Here is a 24712-nt window from a genome sequence, read left to right as displayed (position 1 = left end):
CAGATTTTAAAAATTTCTATAATATATGTTTTAAAAAACAACTTCAATACGATAAAAACACAGAAAGTAGATCTTTAAAAAAATTATGTTGCGGTAAATCTTCTGAAGCCTTAATTATAAAGATACTTCTTCATCTTGGTTCTATAAAAATTTGTTAATGAGTTGTGAATAAACCATTTTTGGCACGGCAATTGAAATATACTTTATAACCTTAAAACTTAAAAAGATGAAAGCAAAATTACTTATAGTGGCATTTATTTCACTCTTCACATTACAATCTTGTACAACTGATGTAGTAGTAAATGATTATCAGGATAATATTAGTTTACCTGATTTGATGGAAAGTTATGATGTATGGTATGTAGATTATAATATGACCACTGGAAATGGAGATGTTCCGTTTTTATCAAAAGCTTTTACAGTTTCTTTTTTAGGAGGAGATTTATTTGCTAATAATAATTTGGTAGGAATTGGAAGCACAGGGAATGGTTACGGTGTGAATATTGGATATTACAATTACACTTCAAATTCAGTTCGTGTCTATCACAATATTTATGGATTTTATGAGTTAGATGTATATCAGATTTCTCCAAATGAAATTAAGTTAGTCGATCCACATACAAATACAACATATTATTTGATTGGCTACCAAAGAAGTTCTTTTGATTATGATAGAGTGTTTTATGACAACATGCATTATTTCTTACAAGAATATGTAGCTTGGGAAGAAGTATACACAAGTGCTGGAGGGAATCCGAATGCTTTTGATGCTGAAAACTATCTGAAATTTGTAATTGGAAGTAACGACACGTTTCGTTCATCACAAGATTATATGATTGGAAATGTGAACAACATTTATTGGGATTATACTGGAAACTATAACATTCAGAATTTAGCCGGTAATTTTTATATGAAAAAATTGAATCTTTACTACAATAGTAATGATTATGAAGGATTTAACATCACCGTTATTAACGATGGCAGAATAAGGTTATACCACATAGCAAGTGGAACAACATACGAATTTGTAGGAAGAGGCTTTATTCCAATTATGAGAAATGCAGCCTCAAGAACCAAAACAAATTTAGAATCGGTTTCAAATGCGAAAAAATAGTTAGTAGTTTTAGTTTAGTTTGCAAAAAGCGTCTCGAGGTTTAGTCTCGGACGCTTTTTCTTTTTTATTTACTGCCACGAAGACGCAAAGGCACGAAGTTTTTTTCTTTTTACTTGGCTCATTTGCCTTTTTACTTGGCTCTTTTTATTTGCCTCTTTGCTTAATAGCTCATTTCTACAATTTCTCTAACTTTTTCTGGAGTAATATTTTGTTTTTCTCCTAAAGCTTTCCAGCCTCTTTCTTCAAAACGGTTTACAATGAAATCAGCTGTTTTAGCATATTCTTCTGTATTCTCAGATAACTTAGTTTTCATTCCCATGGTGTGGAAAAATTCTACTGTTTTTTCGATAGCTTTATGAGCAATTTCCTCTTCTGAATCTCCAGTTAAATGAAAAACTCTTTCACCAAATTGTGCTAATTTTTCTTTTTTTGTTTCGAACATTACTCGGTATAAATTCGGACCGATAATTGCTAAAGTTCTAGCATGATCAATTTCATACAAAGCGGTTAATTCATGTCCAATCATATGCGTTGCCCAATCTGAAGGAACTCCTTTTTGAATTAAACCATTCAAAGCCATTGTGGCGCTCCAAACAAAATTGGAAGCTAATTTATAATCGGTTGGGTTTTCTACTACTTCTGGACCAATTTCAACTAAAGTTTGCAAAATTCCTTCTGCAATTCTGTCTTGTAAAATGGCATCATGCTTAAACGTTAAATATTGCTCCATAGTATGCGTAAAAGCATCTACAACTCCATTTTGCAATTGTCTTTTTGGTAAAGAAGCAATAACTGTCGGATCAACAACAGAAAATTTAGGAAATAAAGCACTTCCGCCTAATGTTAATTTTTCATGAGTAGCGTTAATAGTAACTACTGCACCAGAATTCATTTCCGAACCCGTTGCTGGTAATGTTAACACAGTTCCAAAAGGAATAACTTGAGATAAATCTGTAAAAAGAATTCTCTTTCTTAAAATTTCAGCGGCATCACCTTTATAATTTACAGCAGCAGAAATAAATTTCACGCCATCAATTACACTTCCACCACCAACAGCTAAAACAAAACCAATTTTTTCGGTACGAATAATTTCTACCGCTTTCATTAACGTTTCATATCTTGGATTAGGCTCTATTCCACCAAATTCTACAATATTATTTTCTTCAAATTGTGTCGATAATGCAGCTTTTACTTGATCATACACGCCATTATTAAAAATACTTCCACCACCATAAGCAATCATGATTTTAGTATTCGCAGGAACCAAATCTTTTAATTTTTCAATTTGTCCTTTTCCAAAGACATAATTTACAGGATTATACAATTCGAAATTATTCATAGTATTATTTATTTAATTGTTCTAATAATTTTTTGGCAACTAATTTTGATGAAGCTGGATTTTGACCCGTAATTAACAAACCATCTTCCACAGCATATGGTGCCCAATTTTCTCCTTTACTATATAATGCGCCATTGGCTTTCAAAGCATCTTCTAATAAAAACGGAACGATTTTGGTTAACCCAACAGCTTCTTCTTCTTCATTGGTGAAACCTGTAACTTTTTTATCTTTAACCAAATAAGCATCATTTACTTTTACGTTTTTTAATACTGCTGGAGCATGACAAACAAATGCAACTGGTTTATTGGTCGTATAAAAAGTTTCGATTAAAGATATAGAATTTTTATCAGAAACCAAATCCCATAATGGTCCGTGTCCTCCAGGATAAAAAATTGCGTCATAATCATCCGCATTAATATCTGCTAATTTAACTGTGATTTTTAATTTTTCTTGTAAAGCTTTATCTCCATCAAAACGTTTGGTATCTTCAGTTGCTGCACTTGGATCTGAGCTTTTCGGATCAATAGGTGGCTGTCCTCCGTTTGGTGAAGCGATTGTAATTTCTACACCTTGATCAGCTAATTCATAATAAGGCGCTACAAATTCTTCAATCCAAAATCCTGTTTTTTCTCCAGTGTTTCCTAGTTCATCATGACTAGTTAATACAAATACTACTTTTTTCATGTTTTCTTTATTTATTAATTGATTTTTTTGAGATGTGGTTGCTGTTGATTTTACTTTACAACCGAAAGATAAAATTACAAGTAAGCTGACTAAAATACGTTTCATGATTTCTTATTTTTTTTTCAAAATTACGACTTATATGATATTAGTAAAAATAATTTAAATTATATTTGTGATAAATAAAATTATATCATGGTAAATTTAGAATGGTATCGAACCTTTAAATCTGTATATAAAAACGGGAATTTTTCACTTGCGGCTAAGGAATTATTTATTAGTCAGCCAGCTGTTAGTCAGCAAATGGCTATGTTAGAAGCGCATGTTGGCTATAAACTATTCAATAGAAAATCGAAAGGTGTAGAACCCACCGATTATGCCAAGTTACTCAATAATTTGATTATAGAAGCTTTAGATAGGTTGGAAAGTGTAGAAAACGGTTTTCGAGAAAAAGCTTTCAATGCGAATAAAGTAGTTTCTGTTGGAATTTCACAACATTTATTCACGAGTATAGGTTCGAAGTTACTTTCAAAATTTGATTTTATTGATTTTTCTTTTGGAACGAATGATGAATTATTTCAGTTGGTAGATAACAAGAAAATTGATTTCGCTATAGTTTCTAAAAAATACGACACGTTTGATACGATACAAAGAATAGTAGGAACTATAAAACAAATACTTGTTGCCAGTAAAGATTTAGAACTAGTTACCGTTAAAAAAGAGATTGAAAATGAAAAGTATACCGCGATTGAAAACTGGTTGAACCAACAAAAATGGTATAATTATGATGCACAAATTCCACATGTGAAATTATTTTGGCTATATGTTTTTGATAAAAAAAGACCGTCAATAATTTCAAACTATATTATTCCTTCTGAATCGGAATTGTTAACCACATTATCTGAAAACTCAGGAGTTTCTGTTGTTTGGGATATTAATGCGAAACCATTTATCGAAGAAAAAAAACTGCAATTACTATGGAACAGCACAAAAATGCCAAGTACAGAAATTTATATTTTATCAAGAAAAAACGACACTTTAAGTTCGATATTAGAAGAGGTTCAGAAAGAAATCAGTGTGTATTTGGTATAAAAATCTTAGCCTTAAATTCCATTAAAATTGTATTAATCTCTTCTTGAATTATATCTATTTCTGAAAAAATTCATGGTTATTATAATTTCTTCTGTGTCAAAATAGTTGTATAAGCCATAACTCACTTTCTCACCAAGAGTCGTAAAGATTACAAGATAATAGGTAGAACTTTTGTGCTTAGGTTCGATTGTAAAACCATAATCATAAATTTGATTCCAATAATATTGGGTCTTTTCAATTATAATTCCATCTTCAGATATTTTAATTTCTTCTAATTTTCTCTTTTTATTATACCAAAAAACAAGAAGCAAAACAAGTAAAAAAAACAGAACAACATACCTGCTAAAAACGTCTCCAATCGCTCGAAAACCAAAAATAAAAATCACAAATCCAAATACGAAATAGATGTAATTATCAGAACCCGTATTTTTGAAAACGATTTCTTTACTATACTTTTTAATGATAGAACCATATTTAGTTGACCTAACAAAATAAGGTGTATCAAAAACAAAATCGATTACTGTGTTCTTCTTTTTGGGTTGATTTTCAATCAGATTTTCTAATTCCAGATTTTGCATTTCATTACTTCTTATAAAACAAATTATGCTCTACATATTCCCAAACTTTGTGTGGCAACATAGGAATCACATTTTTATTGTTTTTAATGCTTTCGCGAATGAATGTTGATGATAATTCGACAACTGGTGCTCCTACTCTATGAATTTTTGGATGATTGACAAATTGTTCGTCTATTTCTCCAGAATTTAATCGTGGATACACATAAATTTCATGATGTTGTAAAATGGCTTCGTAGTTTTTCCATTTATGAAGAGAATTCAAATTGTCTTCACCCATAATTAAAGAGAATTCGTAATTAGGATGTTTCTCTTGTAAATGCACTAACGTATTTATCGTATAATTAGGCTGTGGCAATTTAAACTCAATATCAGAAGGTTTAATTTTCGGAAAATCTTCTGTTGCTAAATGCACCATGTGTAACCGATGGTAATCATCTAACAAAGTGTTTTTCTGTTTGTGTGGATTGTGCGGCGTTACGACCATCCAAATTTGATCTAAATCCGAATGCTCCGCCATATGATTAGCGATAATTAAATGCCCAACATGTATGGGATTAAACGTTCCGAAATATAAACCTATTTTCATTTTTTATTGTTGTTTCGCAGAGATACACAAAGTTTTTTCACAGAGCATCGCAAAGAATAAAAGTTTTGTGTAACTCTGAGAATCTTTGCGAAACTCTGTGTAATATTTATTTGTTTACAAATTCTTTTACCAAATTATATGCATCAACCTTTGCAACGTCTAAATCGTAATTTTTAATGATGGTGTCAAATTGTGGTGCAGTGGCTAATTCTACTGAAGCTTTTGCAATTCGCATGTTGATTTTATCATCACTTTCTGTAGAACGCTTTTTCAATCGGATTTTCAACTCGTCAATACTTGGTGGTTTTACAAATACTGCCAATGTTTCTTGTTTGAATTTCGATTTAATTCGTAATCCGCCCGATACATCAATATCGAAAATGACATTTTTTCCTTTTGCCCAAATGCGTTCCACTTCGTTTTTTAAAGTACCGTAGAAATTATCTCTATATACTTCTTCCCATTCTACGAAATCTTCCGCTTTAATGTGCTTTTTAAATTCGTCTAAAGAAATAAAATAATAATCTTTTCCATGAACTTCTTCGCCACGTGGCTCACGAGTCGTACAAGAAATTGAAAATTCTAAATTTAAATCTTCTTGTTTTAATAAATGCCTTACTATAGTTGTTTTTCCCGACCCTGATGGTGCTGAGAATACTAATAATTTACCTTGATTCATTGTGTGTTATGTTGTTATCCTGCAAGGTTTCCAAAACCTTGTAGGTTTAATTTAATAGATACCTACAAGGTTTTGGAAACCTTGCAGGAATTTTATAATACGTTTAGTACTTGCTCTTTAATTTTTTCTAATTCGTCTTTCATCATCACGACCAATTTTTGCATTTCGGCATGGTTTGATTTGGAACCCATGGTATTGATTTCTCTACCCATTTCTTGCGTGATGAATCCTAATTTTCTTCCGTTAGCTTCACTTCCGTTTAAAGTTTGTAAGAAATAATCTAAGTGATTGGTCAAACGTACTTTTTCTTCTGTGATATCTAATTTTTCTAAATAATAAATCAATTCTTGTTCGAAACGATTTATATCCACATTGACTTTTAATTCATCAATAGCGGTTTGTAAACGTTCTTTAATTGCTGTTACTCTTTCTGGATCTAAAGCTAAAGCCTGATTCATGTAACTTCTAATATTTTCAATTCGTAATGTGAATTCTTTTTCTAAAGACGCACCTTCAGAAGTTCTGAAAGACAACATGTTTTCAATCGCTTCGTCAATTACAGTTTGAATTTGTTTCCATTCGTTCGGATCAATTTCTTCACGCTCGGTTTTCATCGTATCTGGCATTCTAACCGCCATTTTCATCAACTCCGTTTCGTCAGCATCTGGCAGAATAGCTTTCATTTGAGCGATGTAAGCTTTTACAATAGCCGCGTTAATTTTAGAAGAGGTTTCTTCACCAGTTACCTCAACAAATAAAGAAAAATCAACTTTACCTCTTTCTAACTTTTGAGCTAGAAGATTTCTTAAAGCCAATTCGTTTTCTCTATAAACAGAAGGCATTCTTGTGTTTAAATCGAGTCCTTTACTGTTTAAAGATTTAACTTCTACTGTAATTTTCTTGGTTGATAATTGCAAACTTGCTTTACCAAAACCGGTCATTGATAATATCATATATTTTTATAAAAGAGTGTAAAGATAAGTTTTTTTAGTGATTCGTAAAAAGTGAATAGAGATTAGTCGCTACTAGTCTCTTTCTTTTTATGAATTACCAAATAAACGCCAACAAATATCAATGTAGCAGAAATAATTTTAACTAGATTCAAATTGTCTTTTCCTAAACCAATTGCGAATATCGTAGCGAAAAAAGGTTGTAAATAAATAAAAACGGCTACAGTTGTTGGTTTTAAATTTCGCATGGAAATTAAGTTTAGCAAATACGTAAAAAACGTTGAAAAAATCACTACAAATCCAATTTTCAGACTAATATCTAAAGGAATTTCGTTCCAATTTACCATTTGTAATTCGTTATAACCAAACGGTAAAACCATAAAAAACCCGAATAAATAAATGTATTTCACAAAAGTAAACGCGTTATATTTATCCATTAATTTCTTTACGAAAATCAGGTAAAAACCATAAGAAACTGCATTTACAAACACCAATAAATTTCCTAAAGTGGCATTTGGTGCGTTGTTTAGCGCTTTTCCGTATAAAATTAAAGTGATGGTTCCTGCTAATCCTAACAAAATACCAATGACTTTTTTAGATTGCATTCTTTCTTTCATAATAATCGAAGAAAGTATCAACACAATCATTGGTGTGGTTACCATTAAAACTGCTCCCATAATTGGAGAAGTATAACTTAATCCTTTAAAAAAGGTCAGCATGTTAAAAGCTACTCCGAAAAAGGCACAAGCAGCAATTCGAAGAAAATCGTTTGTAGCAATTTTTTCTTTTGGTCCGAAAAAAGAAACCAACCAAAATAGAATTGTCGCACCACCAACTCGCAATACAATAAAGCCAAACGGATTTACATATTGTGGCATTACATCTTTAGCGATGGTGAAGGTAACTCCGTAAATAATAGCTACAATCCAAGCGCAAACTAACGCCCAAGAACGACTATTCATTACTCAAAGCCTTTTGTAATTTTAAAATATTAGGTTGAGTGTTTCCTATGAAAATTTCATTCTCTAAAATCACCACGGGACGACTCAAAAAAGTATAATGTTCTAATATAAATTTTTTATAATCTTCTTCAGATAAAGCGATGTTTTTCAAACCTTTTTCTTTGTATAATTGGGCTTTTTTACTAAAAAGTGCTTCATAACTTCCAGAAAGTTGGTGCATGAATTCTAGTTCTTCAACTGTAATTGGATTTTGACGAATATCGTGAAACTCTAAATTTGCATTTGAAGGTAACGACTTAATTATTTTTCGACAGGTATCGCAAGAAGCGAGATAATATATTTTTCGCATAATAAATTTAAAGTGCAAAGGTAAGAAAGTTATTTTTTATTATGATTTAGAAATAAAAAACATCATTTAATTTTCAAATTTAATATTTACTTAGTTTTGCCACGAATTAACGAATTTGAATCTTCATAATTGTGAAATTTGTTCGTCTTTGACGAATATTCGAATTAAATCGAATTAAAAAATAAAAACATTCGAGAATTCGTGGCAAATAAAACATATTGACTTTATTTTTTTAATAAATTTACGGAAACAATTTAAATGCAGGTTATGAACACCCTTTTCAAATCCATAAAAAGAAGTCGAGAAATTTACGCTTCTTACATAGAAAACTATACTTTAGAGCAATTGAACCTTATTCCTGAAGGTTTAAGAAATAATTTGATTTGGAATATCGGACATATTATTGTTTCGCAACAACGTTTAGCCTATTTACTTTCTGAAAACGAAACGTTGTTAACTGAAGAATTCACCAATAAATACGTAAACGGAACCATTCCTGATGGAAAAACTACACAAGAAGAAGTGGATGAAATTAAAAGTCTATTATTTTCTACAATTGAACAAACCATTTTAGATTATGAAAATGGAAAATTTGAAAATTACACCGAAACACAAACTAGAACAGGATTTTTATTAACAAACTTTGAAGAAGGCATGCTTTTCAATCATTATCACGAAGGTGTTCACTTAGGATTTATGATGAAAATTAAACGTTTTATTTAATTAGTAAATATTTGTCGATTTCTTGATACGTTAAAAAAACCTCGTAAGAACCTTTATCGTATGAAGAAATTTCGTTGATATTGTAAATGAATTTCACACCTTCAATATTGAAAAATATATTATTTGTAAGATAAAAAGAACCATTTTCAAAACAATAACCTTGTTGGTTTAAAGGAATAGAATTATTCACTTTATACTTATCTCTAAATTTGGCTTCCACTAATTTAGATACTGCTTTTGTATTTAAAAAAACATCTTCGGTTTTTAACTGATTCCCCGTTTGTTTATTAAAAACAAGGGAACGTTTTCCTCCAAAACCTGATGCATCACCGTAAGAAGAAGTATAATTAATGCCAATATTTACAAATTCTTCGGTTTCATATTCAATGATTGATTCTAGTTCGAAATCCCAGTTTTTAATATTATTTTCAGGAGTTTTATTTTTTGCGTTTTTATATGTCTCAACAAACCCTTTAGTAAGTTGATTATAATTATTTATTGTTAAGTTTTGACTGTCAATAAAGCTAGAAAGCTCTTTAATATTATCAAATATTACTTTATTAATATTTTCGTCATTCTTAGCTTCTAAAACTTCCATTTTAATGTTCGCAGAATTATAACTAGAAGTATAATTTGGACTATAGGAAGAATTGTATTGCTTGCGTTCAAAAACTAATTGTTGCGCGCAACCAGAAAGCAGGAATAAAAGAAGTATAAATATTGAATTTTTCATTTTGAGTTTTGCAAGATTTTGCTTTGTATTACCTATCAAAAATCAAGCCAAGCGAATGGTTTAAAAAAAAACAATGCTTTCTCTTTATTTCATTCACAAAAAAAAATATATTTACTATACAAAAATCACTAAAAATTACCTTTATAAATATATAATAACCAAAACTTTAACTTATGAAAAACAAAATTCTATTTGGTTTAAGTCTGATTTTCGGACTAATGATGCTTAATGCAGGATTGGATAAATTATTTCATTACATGCCAATGCCTGAAAATATGCCTGAAAGTTTAACTAATGCTTTTAAAGCATTTAGCGATATTGGTTGGTTATTACCTTTAGTGGGAATTGTAGAAATTATTGGTGGAATTTTATTTATTTTTCCAAAAACAAGAGCTTTAGGTGCCATTATAATTTTTCCAGTAATGGTAGGAATTATGTTGACCAATACCGTTACAGACATGTCAGGTTTCCCAATTGCTTTAGCGTTCTTTTTAGTTAATCTTTGGGCAATTTATGACAATAAAGAAAAGTATTCTATATTGGTTGGTTAATCAATTAAAATAAAAAAATCGGATATAAAATCCGATTTTTTTATAAATATGTGATAAGAACTTAGTCTTTACTTGCTAAATATCTTTCCGCATCTAACGCAGCCATACAACCTGTTCCAGCAGCAGTAATTGCTTGTCTGTACACGTGATCCGCAGCATCTCCACCAACAAACACACCTGATACATTTGTTTTAGAAGTTCCTGGTACATTTACAATATAACCAGTTTCGTCTAACGTTAAATAATCTGCAAAAATATCTGTATTTGGCTTGTGACCAATCGCTACGAAAAATCCAGTTGCAGGAATATCGAAATCTTCATTAGTAGTTTTGTTTTTAGCTTTAACACCAGTAACCACTTGTCCGTCTCCTAAAACTTCAACCGTATCGTGATTCATTAAAATAGTAATGTTTTCTGTATTTTTCACACGTTGTTCCATGATTTTAGAAGCTCTAAATTTTTCACTTCTAACCAACATGGTAACTTTTTTACATAATTTAGATAAGTAATGTGCTTCTTCACAAGCGCTATCTCCTGCTCCAACAATTACAACTTCTTGGTTTCTATAGAAAAACCCATCACAAACCGCGCAAGCAGAAACACCACCACCAGTTTGTAAATAATGTTGTTCAGAAGGTAAACCTAAATATTTTGCTGTTGCACCTGTAGAAATAATAACCGTATCAGCGTGAATTTCTTTAGTATCGTTAATCCAAATTTTATGTGGTTCAGAGCTAAAATCTACTTTTGTTGCCCAACCATCTCGAACATCTGTTCCAAATCGTTCAGCTTGTTTTTGCAAACCAACCATCATTTCTGGACCTGTAATTCCTTCTGGATTTCCTGGCCAGTTTTCTACTTCATTCGTAGTTGTTAACTGTCCACCTGGTTGTGTTCCTTGGTATAAAACCGGGTTCATATTCGCTCTAGCCGTATAAATTGCAGCAGTATATCCTGCAGGACCAGAACCGATTATAAGGCATTTTACTTTTTCTATTTCGTTTGACATTGTCGTGTTTTTTTTAATTTGTAGCAAAAATATAAAATTCAAATGCTTTTTTATGTAATAAAAGTTACATTTTTTATTATTGTGATATAAATGTTTTCAATGCCGAAATCCCAATCTAAGTTCAAAACAAATTACAATTTAGCTTTTAGAACATCCGCCAACTTGAAACCTTAAACTTGAAACAATATTTTAAACCTACAATTGATCCAATTGATTTGTTTTTTTATTATCGGAAATCGTCCAAAAGAAACCTATAAAGAAAAAACGGCTTGCTGGTTGTGTAACTGCTTGTCTTTTAAACGTTCCAGAAGCATCAGGAGAATTGGCATATTGATATCCGAAAACGTTATTCGCACCTAATAAGTTGGAAACGGATAAATATAATATTTTCTGTTGTGATAGTAAATACGACCAACCTAAACTAAAATTGTTATACGATTTGGTTTTCTGATTCATAAATTCTGTTTCATTTGGATTATCGTAAGGTCGTCCCGAATTGAAACTATACGTTAACCCAATTTGCGATTTCAATTTATCTATCCAATATTTCGTTACAACTGAAAAATTATGATTGGCGATAAAACTTGGCGTGACTTGTTTCTCATAATTTTTATAATCTCTTTCCGAATCTATAAAAGAATATGTTACCCAATAATCTAAACCTTTGAATGTTTTATTATCTCTCCAAAACAAATCGATTCCTTTGGCGTAACCCAATCCATTATTGTTGAAATTTGAAGTGTTACTGGAAACATTCGAATCGAATTTCACTAAGTTATCATAGTCTTTAAAATATGCTTCTGCACGAAACATTTTTCCATCATTATTATATAAATAATTCAAAATATAATGATTGGTGTTTTCATATTTTAAGTTTTGAGTGAACTTTAAATAATCAGGATTGGCGGTTTGATAAAAACTTCCATAAGCTAAAGAAAGCTGACTCTTTTTTGCGATTTTGTAAGCAACTGAAACTCTTGGTTCCATCGTAAATTCATTCACAATTGAAGCATTTGATGAACGTAATCCAACATTAAAAGCTAAATCTTGTGATAAGAACACTTCTGCTTCTGTAAAAAGAGCTACCGTGTTATTTTGATAACCATAATCGAATCTGTTTTGAGAAAAAGGTTTGTAATTTTCGTTGAAATTTGTGTGAAAAAACTCTCCACCAACATTTAACTTGAACATATTAGAAAACGTTTTTCGTAACTTCAATTTATAATGTAAAGCGCGTTCGTAATTATTCAATTTATCTGAATTAATTCCGATTTTATTGTTTCCGTATCCGAAACTAAAACCAGTTTGCAATTGTAAAGCGGTTGCGATATTTCCTTTATATACAGAATTGATGTAAAAATTATTGTTAGTCAATCCGAACTTAATTTTGTCAGAATAGTTTATGTCTTTCTGATTAACATTCATGGTTGAATGATCAAAAGCCGCATACACTTTTAGTAATCCATCTTTAATTTTAGTTCTATAAACCGTTTCACCTGACATAGATTCTGGAGCTTTATTCCAATCTAAACTTTGTGGTGCTAATAAATAATAAGGTTTCAAATTGATATAACTCGAGTTAAACGAAATCGAACTATTTTTCCATTTTTTCGATTTTCCTAATCCTACTCCAACCGTCATAATTGAAATATCAGTCTGATTTTGAGCGGGTTCATCTACTGTATTCAATAAAAGCACACTTGATAAAGCGTCACCAAATTCGGCACTATAACCACCTGTTGAAAACGTAATTCCTTTAAATAAAAAAGGCGAAAATCGACCACGAGTTGGAATATTATTAGGTGATGCTCCGTAAGGTTGTGCGACACGAATCCCATCAACATAAGTCTGAGTTTCTCCTGCTTCACCACCACGAACAAACAAACGTCCGCTTTCACCAACAGCATTTACACCTGGCATAGTTTCCAAAGCTGCAACAATATCACCAGAAGAACCTGCTGTAGTTACAATATCTAAAGGTTTCAAAGCGGTGACTTTACTATTATCACCCGCTTTTATTGTTCCTGCAGAAATAACAACCGTGTCAATTGTATTCATATCTTGAAAAAGTGTGAAAACCCTATTCGTATAGGTTTCTATCACAATATTTTCGGTAACATCTAAAAAGCCATTCAAAGTAAATTTTAAAATTTGATTTTCTTTAGCATCAGTTTCGAAACTAAATTCTCCTTTTTCATTGGTTAAAGCGCCATCGTAAGTTCCGTCAATAAAAACGTTTACGCCTTGCATTGGTACATTTTTCTTATTAATTACTTTTCCAGAAATTTTAGTTTGAGAAAAAGCAGTTACACTGAATAGCGTTACTAAAATAAAGATAAAATTTTTCATGTTTTGTGTTTTTTGATGAAGCAAAGTTGTTATAATTGACTGAAAACAGAAAAAGTAATGTGCCGAATTGTAGAATTTTGCATCTGAATTGTAAAACAAGTATCTTTATATTTTCCAAAAACAATATATAATGAAAAAATTACTAATTACTCTTTTATTTATAGCTTTCAATCAAGTTGGATTTTCCCAAGAAACTTCTAATTATGACGAAGCTTTGTCCAAAAAATTGGGTGGAGATGAACGTGGCATGAAAACCTACGTGTTTTGTATTTTAAAAACTGGCACCAATACAACAGCAACTGCCGAAGAAAAGAAACTACTTTTTGATGGTCATATGGCGAATATTAAAAAGTTAGCTGATGAAAATAAGCTAGTTGTAGCCGGACCATTTATGAAAAACGAGAAAAACTACAGAGGAATTTTCATTTTTAATTGTACTACAATTGAAGAAGCAGAAAAGTTAGTCAATTCTGATCCTGCAGTTCAAGCTAAACTTTTCGAAGCAGATTTAACCATTTGGTACGGTAGCGCAGCATTAGGAGCAACAAAGGAAATTCACGATAAAATTACGAAACCAAAAAAATAATTTTGGCCCGAAATAAACAATTCAAAATTCTTAAAAACTTATAACTGAAAACGATACTGAATTTATTAACAATCGTAGTTTTCAATAAAATAAGTTTCAAATATTACGTACTTTTGCGTTTTAAAATTACATATTATGATTTATAAGTTTAGAGCCATTTTAGACAACGAAGAAGATATTTTTAGAGATATTGCTATAGAAGCGAAAGATACTTTAGAAGATTTACACAACGCTTTAGTCAACGCTTTTGGCTTTGATGGTTCCGAAGTTGGTGCTTTTTACACTTGTGGTGACGATTGGGCTTGGCATGAAGAAGATGGAATTCCAATGTTTGACACAGGAGATATTCCAGGTGAGATAAAAACAATGGCCGAATATAAATTAGACGATTTAGTACACGAACAAAACACCAAATTGGTTTATGTGTACGATTTGTTTTCGATGTGGACATTTTTCGTAGAATTAGCTGCCATGGAAAATAATAAGGAAGGTGTGGATTATCCAGCTTTACTTTTTTCTCACGGTGTTTTACCTGATGAAGCTACAACAAGTGGTTTCAGAGGTGGCGATTTAGAAAACGAAGACTTATTTAATGACTTTGAAGATGATTTAGACGAAGATGATTTAGATGCTTATGGCGATACAGAATCTTATGACGATCCTGGTTTTGAAGAAAATTGGAACTAATCTAATTAGCCAATAAAATAATGTGGCAATACGCCAATTAAAAAATAAAATACTAATAATTGGCTGATTGAAAATTGGCTAATTGACTAATTGACTATGATAAACTTATTTAATACACACGTAGAAAACCTTTCTATACACCGAGTTGGAAATAAAAATAAAGAAGAACAAATTTTCTTATCTGAAAGTCCGTATTCGTTGAATGATGAAATTATGCCGATTTTAAAGGAATATTTCTTCAAGGCGTTTCGTGAAAAAGAAGAAAACTACTATCAGTTTGCACATGATGTAGATTTAGAATACAATGAAATGTTCAACATGGCGACGGAAATTTTCAATAAACCAAGCGAAATTCATAACGTTTCTAAAAAAATTACACAGCATTTATTTGAGCAATCTAATCATCCACACATTAAAAGTGGTGAAGTATATATTGCTTATTTAACTAACGTTTCTATCGATAATAATGTGGTAGATGCGATTGGTGTTTTCAAAAGTGAAATCAAAACCGACTTCTTACAATTTCAAGAAAACGGAAGTAATTTAGAAATGATTTTACAAGACGGTATCAACTTAAACAAGTTAGATAAAGGTTGTTTGATTTTCAATTACAAAAAAGAAGAAGGTTATAAAATTTTAACGGTTGACAGTAATAGATACGATGCACGTTACTGGTTAGAACATTTTTTAAGTGTAGATGTGTTTCAAGATGAAACGTTTATGACTAAAAAATACTTACAATTTTGTAAAGATTTTGCTAAAGAAGTAGTTTTACCAGCAGAAGACAAAAAAGAAGAAGTTTTATTTATGAACCGTGCCGTAAATCACTTTGCGAAAAACGACGAATTTGAAGAAACGGCTTTCTTAAACGATGTTATCAATAATCCAGATTTGATTCCAGAATTTAAAAACTATAAAGTAGATAAAGGTGCGAAATACAGCATTGAAGATGTTTCTAATTTTCCAATTGCAAATGCAGCAGTAACAGATGTTCGTAGAAAATTAAAGAACACCATTGAATTAGACACCAACATACAAATTAGATTAGATTTCATCAATCCGGAAAGTGCAGAAAAATTTGTAGAAAAAGGTTGGGACGAAGAAAAACAAATGTATTATTACTTAGTTTACTTCAATAAAGAGAATAAATCTTAAGTTACCTTCGAGAGCCTCAGGCAACTTAAAAAGCAAAAATATAATATTCCTCAATTAGCGATAATTGGGGAATTTTTTTTTAGATTTACCGCAGTTATAAATCTCAAAAAAATGAAAAAAGCATTCTTAATCGCAATAATTTTATTAAATTTAAAAGGATATTCTCAACTTAAAGAAGGTCAAAACTTCTGTAGTCCAAATGAGGATGGTGTATATTTTCCTTTGGCAATCGATTCAAAAAAAATATTTTGGAAAAACACCTATTATATCGAAACTAATAATGGTAAAAAGATAATTAAAGAAAAAGAGTATACTGAAATCAAACAAGAATGGGAAAATAAGACTGTTGATTTAATGTATTTGAGAGAAGAAAACAACATTGTTTATGAATTTGATGAATGTTGTGAAAATGAAACGATTCGTTTTAGTAAAGATTTTAAAATTGGTGATAAATGGAATAAAGTTGATAATTCTATGGAATATGAAATTATATCCTTTAGTGGTGAATTAAAAACTCCTTATTGCGAATATAAAAACTTGCTTGTCATGCAAGCAAAAAGTGCTTCTAATACATTTCAATTCTATTATTTGAAAGGACATGGGTATATTGGTGCAACTGTAAATATCAATGGTGCAACAGTTACAAAAAAACTAATTTCCTGTGTAACACCTGAATAGTCATTTTAAAAAATTGTGAAGCATTATGAAAAAAACCGCTACAATACTTCTCCTCTTTTTTACCTTTTGGAGTCAAGCTCAAAATGACAAAACTACTACGCCTATTTTTGAAAAAATTGCGTTAGAAATGAAAGAATTTAAGTTGGATACGACTTCGGTTCCAAACGATAAACTTTCCAAAAGAATAGAAAAATTAAGAAGTTTAAAAGGTGGTTTTAATATTAATGAAGCCATAGAATTTAAAATTGCTGAAGAACGAAGTAAAGAAAATGCACCAACGGAAGAATTAGATAAAATTGAAGCTTTTTTCAAAAATGGAAATGGTAAAAAATGGTTAAATAATGCAATCATCTGGATTTATAGAAAGCAATTTACTTTAAAAGAAATCAACCAACTTATTCGGTTTTACAAATCGTCTGCTGGACAAAAAATGGCTGATAAACTTCCAATATTAATGCTACAGTCTTTAAAAGCGGGTGAAGAAATTAAAGAAAATTTCGTGCAACAATTGAAAAAGTAACTCTCCATCCAAAACAATACTTAATGGACGGAAGAACTGGAACTTGTGGCTTCCATAATTAACAAACTTCCTTTATATAAAACCCATATTTTACAAGGAATTGGCTTGAATGATAAATACAAATAAAAAAAAACGGAACCAACTTTAAATGTTGTTCCGTTTTTTGTAATGCAAAAAAATTTGAGTTTTATCTAACAAAAACTTCAATATTTCCAGCATCATCTTTTAATTTCAATTGATTAAATGTAAGATTCACAATATCTTGAACTTTTGTAACACCGTTTACAACTCTGGTTAAATCATTATGAGAACGAGAGTAAATTCCATTATCAGTGAATAAAGCACAAGGATCAATAGTTGAATCATAATTTCCTTCAATTACAGTGTTGTCTAATTTAAGATCAATGTAATCTCTATTACATCCTGATTGATTTTGTGGTGCATCAATTAATGTTTCTGTAGTACCTGATGTAGTTCCTACTTTAGAATAATTCCATTTTCCAGCTAAAGGTGCAATTGTTTCTCCTCCATTACTGTCGTCATTGTTACACGAAACTGCAAATAATCCGATACTTGCTACTAAGGCTAATATTATTCTTGAATTTTTCATATCTAATTTGTTTAAATTATTAAATACGAAATTAGGTGTAACACCATAGAAGGCTGTTACATGATTATAAATATAACTTATATAATTAATTCTTCACTTATGAAAAGACCTGGTTAAGAAGAATTTTAGTCTTTATGCACATCTAATTCGTTAATTTGAGCTTTATAATCTGATGGAAGAAGTATGTTTTTTAACAAATCGTCTATTTTTATGACTCTACTAAATTTATAAATTGGAATGAATGGTGTTATGATAGAAAAATTACTAAAATGCATCAATTCTTTAACTCTTTTTGGTACAACTAATTTCTGACCTTCGAGTAAAACCTTGTATCGCATCGCACCTAGATGTTTTTTATATTGTTTAAATAAATCAATGGTGAATTCGCTCTTTTGCAAATTTTCCATTAAATGCGATTGCCTTACAGGAAGCCATTCTATATAATTTTCTGGTAATTCTTTCAATCCCATTCTGATACCAACACGATAAAAAACATTATAAACTTCTTCTTTTTCGGCATCGCTTAATTTTTTTTCCAATACTTCATAAGCCGCAATTGAATAATGAATTAGCATGAACAAAACATCTCTATAGGCCCAATCTGGAATAACATCACCCCGATTTTGTTCCACAGCAGAATGTATTTTTCGCATCGTATCAATAGCAGCATTCGCATCATCCATGGAAGAAAAAACAATTTTTTTAGCATATCGAACCGTTGAAAAAAGTCGCCCTAAAGGATCGGAAGGCAATTTTCCAGTAAAATACAACCAATCTACGGCTTTATTAAGAGCAAATTCTGCAGAAGCACCTGCAAAAATAAAAAGTATGGTATCACTTTTACCCCATATTTTTCTAACAACCGAATCGTTTTCAACAAAGTTTATCATAGAATCAAATATACAAAAACACACCTTTAGTGATATTAATTATGTAGCATCTGAAATTGAATTTTGACCATTTTAAAAACGAAAACCTACTTTAATTCCGCCCCATTTACTGCTATTTCCAACTTCAAATTCTCTTGTAATTAGAGAACGTGAATATTCAAAAAACATTGTTCGAGTTTGCATAATCATACCGAAATTTATTTGAGCAGTCAAACGTTCAATTTCACTATTGGAAATCCTATATGGACTTTTCTTGTTGAAAATTCCGCCTTGTAAAGTCGCATCATAACCAATAACATTCACCATAGATTGTGCAAAACCATACAATGAAAAGCTTTTTTTGGTTTTTATTGACGAAAATGGTGTGTTAACAATTCCAAATGTAGTAGTTACTCCAATTCCAGCATTTGTAAATAAAGTTCCTAAACGCAATCTTGTATTAGAGGATAATGAAAATAAATTCCGATAACTTATCAATTGTTTTTCATAACTAACTTCGTAATTTAAAACTACATCATTTTTTATTTGATTTTGCCAACCTTCTGGAATCGTATTTCCAGTTGCTTCATGAATAGCGACTTGCATTTCTTTTCCAAATGCACCTGGACCAATTAATCCAATATTCATAGAAGAAATTAAACGAGATGTATTGATTGTATCTGTGGCAATCGCAAAGCTTTTTAGCATAATTGTTGCAGCGAAAGGACGATCGCCATATTCAATTTTAGAATTTTTAATATTGAAAGGTGTAAAACCGATGTGTTCAATGGTAATTCCGTACTTATTTTCGGTGTTTTTGGGATTAAAAAGCATCTTATTTATTGGATTATTTTTCATATTCGGTGAAACCAATTCAAAACTATAACCTTGTGTATAATCTTGATCTTGTGATGCAAAATAATCGTTATCATAATTAAAACGGAAATAGCGTTTCGCATTCATATCACGAAATGATGCCATATTATCAATCTTCTGAGCCAAAAGACAAATCGGAAATAGAAATGTAAATAAGAAATATAGTTGGTAATTTTTCATACTTTTATATACGCAAAATAGATCCAAATAGTTTTCAATTTGTTTAGAAAAAAAACATTTAAAAGACAAATTAATCTTCTTTTGGTACATTATTTGCTAACTATAGAAATGAAAAATCTAAATAAATTAGAATATGAAAAAGATCACTTTTGCCTTTGTTAGCCTTTTAACACTTGCATTTAATTCATGTACCACATTAAAAAACACTACAACTCTTTCAAATGAAACTTGGGAATTAGAATATATAACTGGACCAAGAATTGCTTTTGACGGTTTGTTTCCTGAAAATAAACCTCAAATTACGTTCAATACAGCAAAAAAAGAAGTTAGCGGAACAACTGGTTGCAATGGCTTTTCGACGAAATATACTTTAGATGTGCAAACTATTAAATTTGATGAAAATTTCCCAATGACTATGAGATATTGTGAGGGCGGTGGCGAACAAGTTTTCTTAAAAATGATAAAAGAAGTAAACTATTATTATATTGATGCAGAAGGAAAACTCTTTTTAAATAAAGGCGATGTTCCAATGATGCGATTCAAAAAAATCACTAAATAAGTTATGAAAAAGTCAATTTTTTTCGGAATTTTAGTTTTGACGATTTTAAGTTGTAAAACAGCTTCGGTTTCCAACACAACAGTTGTAAATGATACCGAAAAACTTCCGTATTTTAAAGCAAGTGGAACAGAACCATTTTGGAATATTTCAATTTCAGAAGAACAAATTGTGTATAAAACTCCAGAAGATTCTATTATTTTGCCTTATGTTAAACCAATTTTTGCAATGGATAGCAATGTGAAATTATATAGAGTTAAAACCGAATCGGCTGAGTTTACTATTCAAATTTCACAACAAGAATGTCAAAATGAAATGTCGGGAGAACTTTCTCCATACAAAGTTTCTGTCGATTATAGAAAAAATAAGACTTCTGCATTTGAGAACATTAAAGGTTGCGGACAATATATTACAGATTATCGTTTGCATGATATTTGGGTTTTAGAAGAATTAAATGGCAAAAAAATAAGCTCTGAAGATTTTGGTAAAAAATTCCCAATGATCGAAATTTATGCCAGTACAAACAAATTTTCTGGGTTTTCGGGATGCAATCAAATGAATGGCACTTTATTTTCGGAAAAAGAAAAACTACGATTTATCAATATTGTAACCACTGAAATGATGTGTGATAATTCATATAAAGAAACGGAATACATAACCACACTTCAAAATATAACAAGTTATTCCATTGGAGAAAATAGATTAATTTTATCAAATCCATCAGGAAAAAAAATCATATTTAAAAAAATTGATTAGACATTTAAAAACTTAAAAAGATGAAGAAGTTTACTATCCTATTTTTTACGTTATTAACAATGTTACATTGTAAAAACAAAGAAGAAAATCCGGAAAACACAAATAATCAAGAGATTACAACTGAAGAAAAAAAGTTGGATACGTTAGCAATGGGAAACTATCTTTTTGAAGATGGGAAAAACTTAATCACTTTTGTAATTGAAGAAAATGGAAATAAAATTAAAGGTTTTTTAACTTATGAATTAGCTGAAAAAGATAAAAATTCTGGAAAATTCTCTGGAAAATTTGAAAATGGAATTTTAATTGGAAAATACACTTTTAAGTCTGAAGGAAAAGAAAGCACAAGAGAAGTAGCTTTTAAAGTTGATGGAGACAAATTAATTGAAGGTTATGGTGAATTAAATGATGATGGAACAACATTTAAAGATGCTTCAAATCTGAATTTTACTTCAAAAATGCCATTAACAAAAATAGATGGCGTTTTTGAATAACTAAATCTTTTTAAAATATTTTGGAAATATCAGGAATCGGTTTCTGATATTTTCAAATTTTTTATTGAAAGGATAAATTCTGTTGGAAGTCATGTTGTTAAAAACAAGTGCTATCAATAATAGAATCAAAACTCCACTTAAAACGGGAGAAATCACATAAAAATATCCCATTTTTTTAATCGCAACAGAACCAGTAACGGCAATCAAAGCTGTTGCGCCTCCTGGTGGATGAAGCGTTTTCGTAATCTGCATAAAAACAATAGATAAAGAAACCGCTAATGGTGCGGAAATCCATAAAATATCTGGAATTAGTTTTTGAACTGTAACTCCAATTATGGCAGAAACTAAATGTCCGCCAACCAAATTTCGCGGTTGTGCTAAAGGACTTTGAATCACACCATAAACCAAAACACTTGAGGCTCCAAAAGAACCAATTAGAAAAACCAAATCAGAAGTTTCTAAGGTTTGACTTTGCAAATACGCAATAATTCCAATTCCGAAAAACGAACCAATAAACGACCAAAAATGTTCTTTAAAGTCGATTAAAGTTTCCTTATAAAAGATATATCTTGTTTTTCTATAACCACGTTTTATCTTTTGAATGGGCATACTAACTATTTAGTTTAATTTAGGTGCAATACAAAAATAGTCAAATTTGCTTTTGAAAATTTTAATCTTCTTACTTTTAAGATAACTTTATACTAATTTATATTAGAAAGAAAAACGGTAAATAATCGCCTTAATAAGTTTATTTATTAATTATAAATTTAGACTTTGTTTTGTACTTTTGAAAATAGTACTACTATTATTTACGACACAACTTTTTAAAAATAAACATTTTATGAGGAAATACATAGACATTTTAGGATTTCTTATTGGTTGGTTAGCAATTATTGGACAGTTTATTTTGATGATTCAAAACAGGCAAGCAGATATTCAAGAAACTATAATTCGCTTTTTTAGTTTTTTTACCATATTAACCAATATTTTAGTAGCTTTATATTTCACTTCTCGAATATCAATTTCCAAAAACACTTCTTTATCAAGATTAACAAATAGTGGCAATTTGACCGCATTAACAGCTTTCATTTTAGTTGTCGGATTAGTATATCAATTCATTTTGAGAGGAACTTGGCAACCTACTGGTTTACAAAGAATCATTGATGAGTTATTGCACTCTGCAATTCCTCTTTTTGTGTTTCTATATTGGCTAAAATTCGCAAATAAAACTGATTTAATTTTTAAAAATATTAAAATTTGGCTTTGGTATCCAATTGGTTACTTTTTATACGTAATTATCCGAGGACATTTCTCGAATTTCTATCCTTATCCTTTTGTTAATGTTATTGAAATTGGTTACTCACAAGTTTTCATTAATGCTTTAATAATCAGTCTATTTTTTTTATTTATAATGTGGGTTTTAATCTTAATTGGAAACAAAACTCGTAAATCGTAAATTTTCTATATCGTAATTATCCTAACCAACCTTCTCTGTCTAAACTTCTATATTGAATGGCTTCAGCGATATGATGTGAATACACATTTTCAGAATTTTCTAAATCGGCTATTGTTCGGGAAACCTTTAAAATTCTATCATAAGCACGTGCCGATAAATTCAAACGTTCCATAGCCGTTTTTAATAGTTGTAACGAAACTTCATCTAAAGCACAATATTCTCGAATAAGTTTACTGCTCATTTGTGCATTATAATGTATGTGATTGTAGTTTTCAAAGCGTTGTGTTTGAATGTTTCTGGCTGTTGTTACCCGTTTTCTTATTTCTACACTACTTTCTGCTTTTCGAGTTTCTGATAATTTATCAAAAGGAACTGGTGTTACCTCAATATGAATATCAATTCTATCTAAAAGTGGTCCTGAAATTTTACTTAAATAGCGTTGCATTTCCATTTGTGAAGCTCCATTTGAATTTTTAGAATCATTAAAGAACCCACTCGGACTAGGATTCATACTTGCCACTAACATAAAAGAAGATGGATAAGTAATGGTGAATTTAGCTCGAGCAATGGTTACTTCTCTGTCTTCCAAAGGTTGTCGCATCACTTCTAAAACTTCCCTTTTAAACTCGGGCAATTCATCTAAAAATAAAACGCCGTTATGTGCCAAAGAAATTTCTCCCGGTTGCGGATAACTTCCACCACCCACTAAACTCACCGAACTCGCTGTATGATGAGGAGCACGAAATGGTCTTTGCGTTAACAAACCCGCATCTTTAATTCTGCCTGTAACGGAATGTATTTTTGTGGTTTCCAGAGCTTCTTGCATACTCATTGGTGGTAAAATACTTGGTAAACGCTTGGCTAACATTGTTTTTCCTGCTCCAGGCGGACCAATTAAAATAATATTATGTCCGCCTGACGCAGCAATTTCCATACATCTTTTAATAGACTCCTGCCCTTTGACATCAGCAAAATCAAATTCTGGAAATTCTAAGTTTTTAGAAAATTCTTCTTTGGTATCAATTACGGTCGGAATTAAAGTCTCTTTTCCTTCAAAAAAATTAATGACTTGTAACACATTATCGACACCATAAACATCTAAACCATCTACAATTGCGGCTTCTTTCACATTTTGTATTGGAAGAATAATTCCTAAAAAACCTTCTTCTTTCGCTTTTATAGCGATGGACAACGCGCCTCTGATAGGCTGTAAACCGCCATCTAAAGACATTTCTCCCATAATAATATACTTACCAACTTCTTCCGCATTAATTTGGCCTGAAGCAGCTAAAATTCCGATAGCGAGTGTTAAATCATAGGCAGAACCTTCTTTCCTTAAATCGGCGGGTGCCATATTTATGGTGATTTTCTTTCCGGGAAGATTGTAATTGTTGTTTTTGAGAGCGGCAGCAATACGATAACTACTTTCTTTAATGGCAGAATCTGGTAATCCTACCAAGTGGTATCCGATTCCTTTATCGATATTTACTTCTACTGTAATGGTTGTGGCGTCAACACCAAAAACGGCGCTTCCGAAGACTTTTACTAACATGGCTTGTACTTTAAAAATTGGCTTATAAGGTTACAAATGTAGAA

At 30.7% G+C, this 24712-nt stretch carries 29 protein-coding genes; 13 read left to right on the top strand and 16 right to left on the bottom strand.

Going from position 1 to position 24712, the window contains the following annotated elements; genetic code table 11:
* The first annotated feature begins 226 nt into the window (after positions 1-226).
* Positions 227-1114: a nicotinic acid mononucleotide adenyltransferase gene (locus G6N05_RS08335; protein ID WP_166126655.1), complete on the top strand. Its 888-nt coding sequence runs from the start codon at positions 227-229 to the stop codon at positions 1112-1114.
* 160 nt (positions 1115-1274) lie between these two features.
* On the opposite strand, the gene G6N05_RS08330 is transcribed toward G6N05_RS08335, so the two are convergent.
* Together G6N05_RS08330 and G6N05_RS08325 are read right to left on the bottom strand one after the other, a co-directional pair.
* The gene (locus tag G6N05_RS08330) at positions 1275-2453 is read right to left on the bottom strand and encodes an iron-containing alcohol dehydrogenase (protein WP_166126651.1); all 1179 of its coding nucleotides are present in this window, start codon (positions 2451-2453) and stop codon (positions 1275-1277) included.
* 4 nt (positions 2454-2457) lie between these two features.
* A complete protein-coding gene (locus G6N05_RS08325; protein WP_166126647.1) occupies positions 2458-3243 on the bottom strand; it encodes a type 1 glutamine amidotransferase domain-containing protein in 786 nt (261 codons plus the stop codon).
* A gap of 87 nt (positions 3244-3330) precedes the next feature.
* On the opposite strand from G6N05_RS08325, the gene G6N05_RS08320 reads away from it, so the two are divergent.
* Positions 3331-4227: a LysR family transcriptional regulator gene (locus G6N05_RS08320; RefSeq protein WP_166126643.1), complete on the top strand. Its 897-nt coding sequence runs from the start codon at positions 3331-3333 to the stop codon at positions 4225-4227.
* Positions 4228-4259: 32 nt separating this feature from the next.
* On the opposite strand, the gene G6N05_RS08315 is transcribed toward G6N05_RS08320, so the two are convergent.
* The 6 genes from G6N05_RS08315 to G6N05_RS08290 form a co-directional block, all read right to left on the bottom strand.
* A complete protein-coding gene (locus tag G6N05_RS08315; RefSeq protein ID WP_166126639.1) occupies positions 4260-4805 on the bottom strand; it encodes a hypothetical protein in 546 nt (181 codons plus the stop codon).
* A 4-nt stretch (positions 4806-4809) separates the two neighbouring features.
* Positions 4810-5391, bottom strand: a complete 582-nt coding sequence (nadD, locus tag G6N05_RS08310; protein ID WP_166126634.1) for a nicotinate (nicotinamide) nucleotide adenylyltransferase — start codon at positions 5389-5391, stop codon at positions 4810-4812.
* 106 nt (positions 5392-5497) lie between these two features.
* Entirely contained in the window at positions 5498-6070 is a 573-nt protein-coding gene (gene gmk, locus G6N05_RS08305; RefSeq protein WP_166126630.1) for a guanylate kinase, read from the bottom strand.
* 92 nt (positions 6071-6162) lie between these two features.
* Entirely contained in the window at positions 6163-7023 is an 861-nt protein-coding gene (locus tag G6N05_RS08300; protein ID WP_166126627.1) for a YicC/YloC family endoribonuclease, read from the bottom strand.
* Positions 7024-7085: 62 nt separating this feature from the next.
* Positions 7086-7982 (bottom strand): DMT family transporter, encoded by an 897-nt coding sequence (locus G6N05_RS08295; protein ID WP_166126624.1) that lies wholly within the window; start codon positions 7980-7982, stop codon positions 7086-7088.
* Positions 7975-8331 (bottom strand): arsenate reductase family protein, encoded by a 357-nt coding sequence (locus G6N05_RS08290; protein ID WP_166126620.1) that lies wholly within the window; start codon positions 8329-8331, stop codon positions 7975-7977. Before G6N05_RS08290 ends, G6N05_RS08295 begins: the two co-directional genes overlap by 8 nt.
* Before the next feature lie 267 nt (positions 8332-8598).
* Here G6N05_RS08290 and G6N05_RS08285 point away from each other — a divergent pair, with 267 nt between their 5' ends.
* Positions 8599-9054: a DinB family protein gene (locus G6N05_RS08285; protein WP_166126616.1), complete on the top strand. Its 456-nt coding sequence runs from the start codon at positions 8599-8601 to the stop codon at positions 9052-9054.
* On the opposite strand, the gene G6N05_RS08280 is transcribed toward G6N05_RS08285, so the two are convergent.
* Positions 9047-9787: a DUF3298 domain-containing protein gene (locus G6N05_RS08280; RefSeq protein WP_166126613.1), complete on the bottom strand. Its 741-nt coding sequence runs from the start codon at positions 9785-9787 to the stop codon at positions 9047-9049. The genes G6N05_RS08285 and G6N05_RS08280 overlap by 8 nt on opposite strands.
* 173 nt (positions 9788-9960) lie before the next feature.
* On the opposite strand from G6N05_RS08280, the gene G6N05_RS08275 reads away from it, so the two are divergent.
* Positions 9961-10338: a DoxX family protein gene (locus tag G6N05_RS08275; protein ID WP_166126610.1), complete on the top strand. Its 378-nt coding sequence runs from the start codon at positions 9961-9963 to the stop codon at positions 10336-10338.
* Positions 10339-10399: 61 nt separating this feature from the next.
* Here G6N05_RS08275 and trxB read toward each other — a convergent pair whose 3' ends face one another.
* Together trxB and G6N05_RS08265 are read right to left on the bottom strand one after the other, a co-directional pair.
* Positions 10400-11347, bottom strand: a complete 948-nt coding sequence (gene trxB / locus G6N05_RS08270; RefSeq protein WP_166126605.1) for a thioredoxin-disulfide reductase — start codon at positions 11345-11347, stop codon at positions 10400-10402.
* A gap of 195 nt (positions 11348-11542) precedes the next feature.
* Complete coding sequence (locus G6N05_RS08265; protein ID WP_166126602.1) at positions 11543-13696, bottom strand: TonB-dependent receptor; 2154 nt, start codon at positions 13694-13696, stop codon at positions 11543-11545.
* A gap of 130 nt (positions 13697-13826) precedes the next feature.
* On the opposite strand from G6N05_RS08265, the gene G6N05_RS08260 reads away from it, so the two are divergent.
* The 5 genes from G6N05_RS08260 (at position 13827) to G6N05_RS08240 (ending at position 17322) form a co-directional block, all read left to right on the top strand.
* Positions 13827-14282: a YciI family protein gene (locus G6N05_RS08260; RefSeq protein WP_166126598.1), complete on the top strand. Its 456-nt coding sequence runs from the start codon at positions 13827-13829 to the stop codon at positions 14280-14282.
* Positions 14283-14417: 135 nt separating this feature from the next.
* Positions 14418-14969 carry a plasmid pRiA4b ORF-3 family protein gene (locus G6N05_RS08255; RefSeq protein WP_166126595.1) on the top strand — a complete coding sequence of 184 codons (552 nt, stop codon included), beginning with the start codon at positions 14418-14420 and terminating at the stop codon, positions 14967-14969.
* Between the two features lie 96 nt (positions 14970-15065).
* Entirely contained in the window at positions 15066-16124 is a 1059-nt protein-coding gene (locus G6N05_RS08250; RefSeq protein WP_166126591.1) for a nucleoid-associated protein, read from the top strand.
* Between the two features lie 111 nt (positions 16125-16235).
* On the top strand, positions 16236-16802 hold the full coding sequence (locus G6N05_RS08245) for a hypothetical protein (protein WP_166126588.1): 567 nt from the start codon (positions 16236-16238) through the stop codon (positions 16800-16802).
* Between the two features lie 25 nt (positions 16803-16827).
* Positions 16828-17322: a DUF2059 domain-containing protein gene (locus tag G6N05_RS08240; protein WP_166126583.1), complete on the top strand. Its 495-nt coding sequence runs from the start codon at positions 16828-16830 to the stop codon at positions 17320-17322.
* A gap of 187 nt (positions 17323-17509) precedes the next feature.
* Here G6N05_RS08240 and G6N05_RS08235 read toward each other — a convergent pair whose 3' ends face one another.
* From G6N05_RS08235 to G6N05_RS08225, 3 genes are all read right to left on the bottom strand, one after another.
* Positions 17510-17932 carry a lipocalin family protein gene (locus G6N05_RS08235; RefSeq protein WP_166126579.1) on the bottom strand — a complete coding sequence of 141 codons (423 nt, stop codon included), beginning with the start codon at positions 17930-17932 and terminating at the stop codon, positions 17510-17512.
* Between the two features lie 125 nt (positions 17933-18057).
* The gene (locus tag G6N05_RS08230; protein ID WP_166126576.1) at positions 18058-18822 is read right to left on the bottom strand and encodes an oxygenase MpaB family protein; all 765 of its coding nucleotides are present in this window, start codon (positions 18820-18822) and stop codon (positions 18058-18060) included.
* 72 nt (positions 18823-18894) lie between these two features.
* Entirely contained in the window at positions 18895-19857 is a 963-nt protein-coding gene (locus G6N05_RS08225) for a lipid A deacylase LpxR family protein (RefSeq protein ID WP_166126572.1), read from the bottom strand.
* 133 nt (positions 19858-19990) lie between these two features.
* On the opposite strand from G6N05_RS08225, the gene G6N05_RS08220 reads away from it, so the two are divergent.
* Genes G6N05_RS08220 through G6N05_RS08210 form a run of 3 tightly spaced genes read left to right on the top strand, consistent with a single transcriptional unit; the run spans position 19991 to position 21660 of the window.
* The gene (locus G6N05_RS08220; RefSeq protein WP_166126568.1) at positions 19991-20416 is read left to right on the top strand and encodes an META domain-containing protein; all 426 of its coding nucleotides are present in this window, start codon (positions 19991-19993) and stop codon (positions 20414-20416) included.
* A 3-nt stretch (positions 20417-20419) separates the two neighbouring features.
* A complete protein-coding gene (locus G6N05_RS08215; RefSeq protein WP_166126564.1) occupies positions 20420-21169 on the top strand; it encodes an META domain-containing protein in 750 nt (249 codons plus the stop codon).
* Between the two features lie 20 nt (positions 21170-21189).
* Positions 21190-21660 carry a hypothetical protein gene (locus G6N05_RS08210; protein WP_166126560.1) on the top strand — a complete coding sequence of 157 codons (471 nt, stop codon included), beginning with the start codon at positions 21190-21192 and terminating at the stop codon, positions 21658-21660.
* On the opposite strand, the gene G6N05_RS08205 is transcribed toward G6N05_RS08210, so the two are convergent.
* On the bottom strand, positions 21661-22269 hold the full coding sequence (locus G6N05_RS08205; RefSeq protein WP_166126553.1) for an HPP family protein: 609 nt from the start codon (positions 22267-22269) through the stop codon (positions 21661-21663).
* Between the two features lie 232 nt (positions 22270-22501).
* On the opposite strand from G6N05_RS08205, the gene G6N05_RS08200 reads away from it, so the two are divergent.
* The gene (locus G6N05_RS08200; protein WP_166126548.1) at positions 22502-23116 is read left to right on the top strand and encodes a Pr6Pr family membrane protein; all 615 of its coding nucleotides are present in this window, start codon (positions 22502-22504) and stop codon (positions 23114-23116) included.
* A 16-nt stretch (positions 23117-23132) separates the two neighbouring features.
* Here the strand turns inward: G6N05_RS08200 and G6N05_RS08195 are convergent, their stop codons facing one another.
* Complete coding sequence (locus tag G6N05_RS08195) at positions 23133-24668, bottom strand: YifB family Mg chelatase-like AAA ATPase (RefSeq protein WP_166126544.1); 1536 nt, start codon at positions 24666-24668, stop codon at positions 23133-23135.
* Positions 24669-24712 lie beyond the last annotated feature (44 nt).

The organism is Flavobacterium bernardetii (assembly GCF_011305415.1).
Lineage (GTDB): Bacteria > Bacteroidota > Bacteroidia > Flavobacteriales > Flavobacteriaceae > Flavobacterium > Flavobacterium bernardetii.
This window is presented reverse-complemented; position numbering and strand designations above follow the sequence as displayed.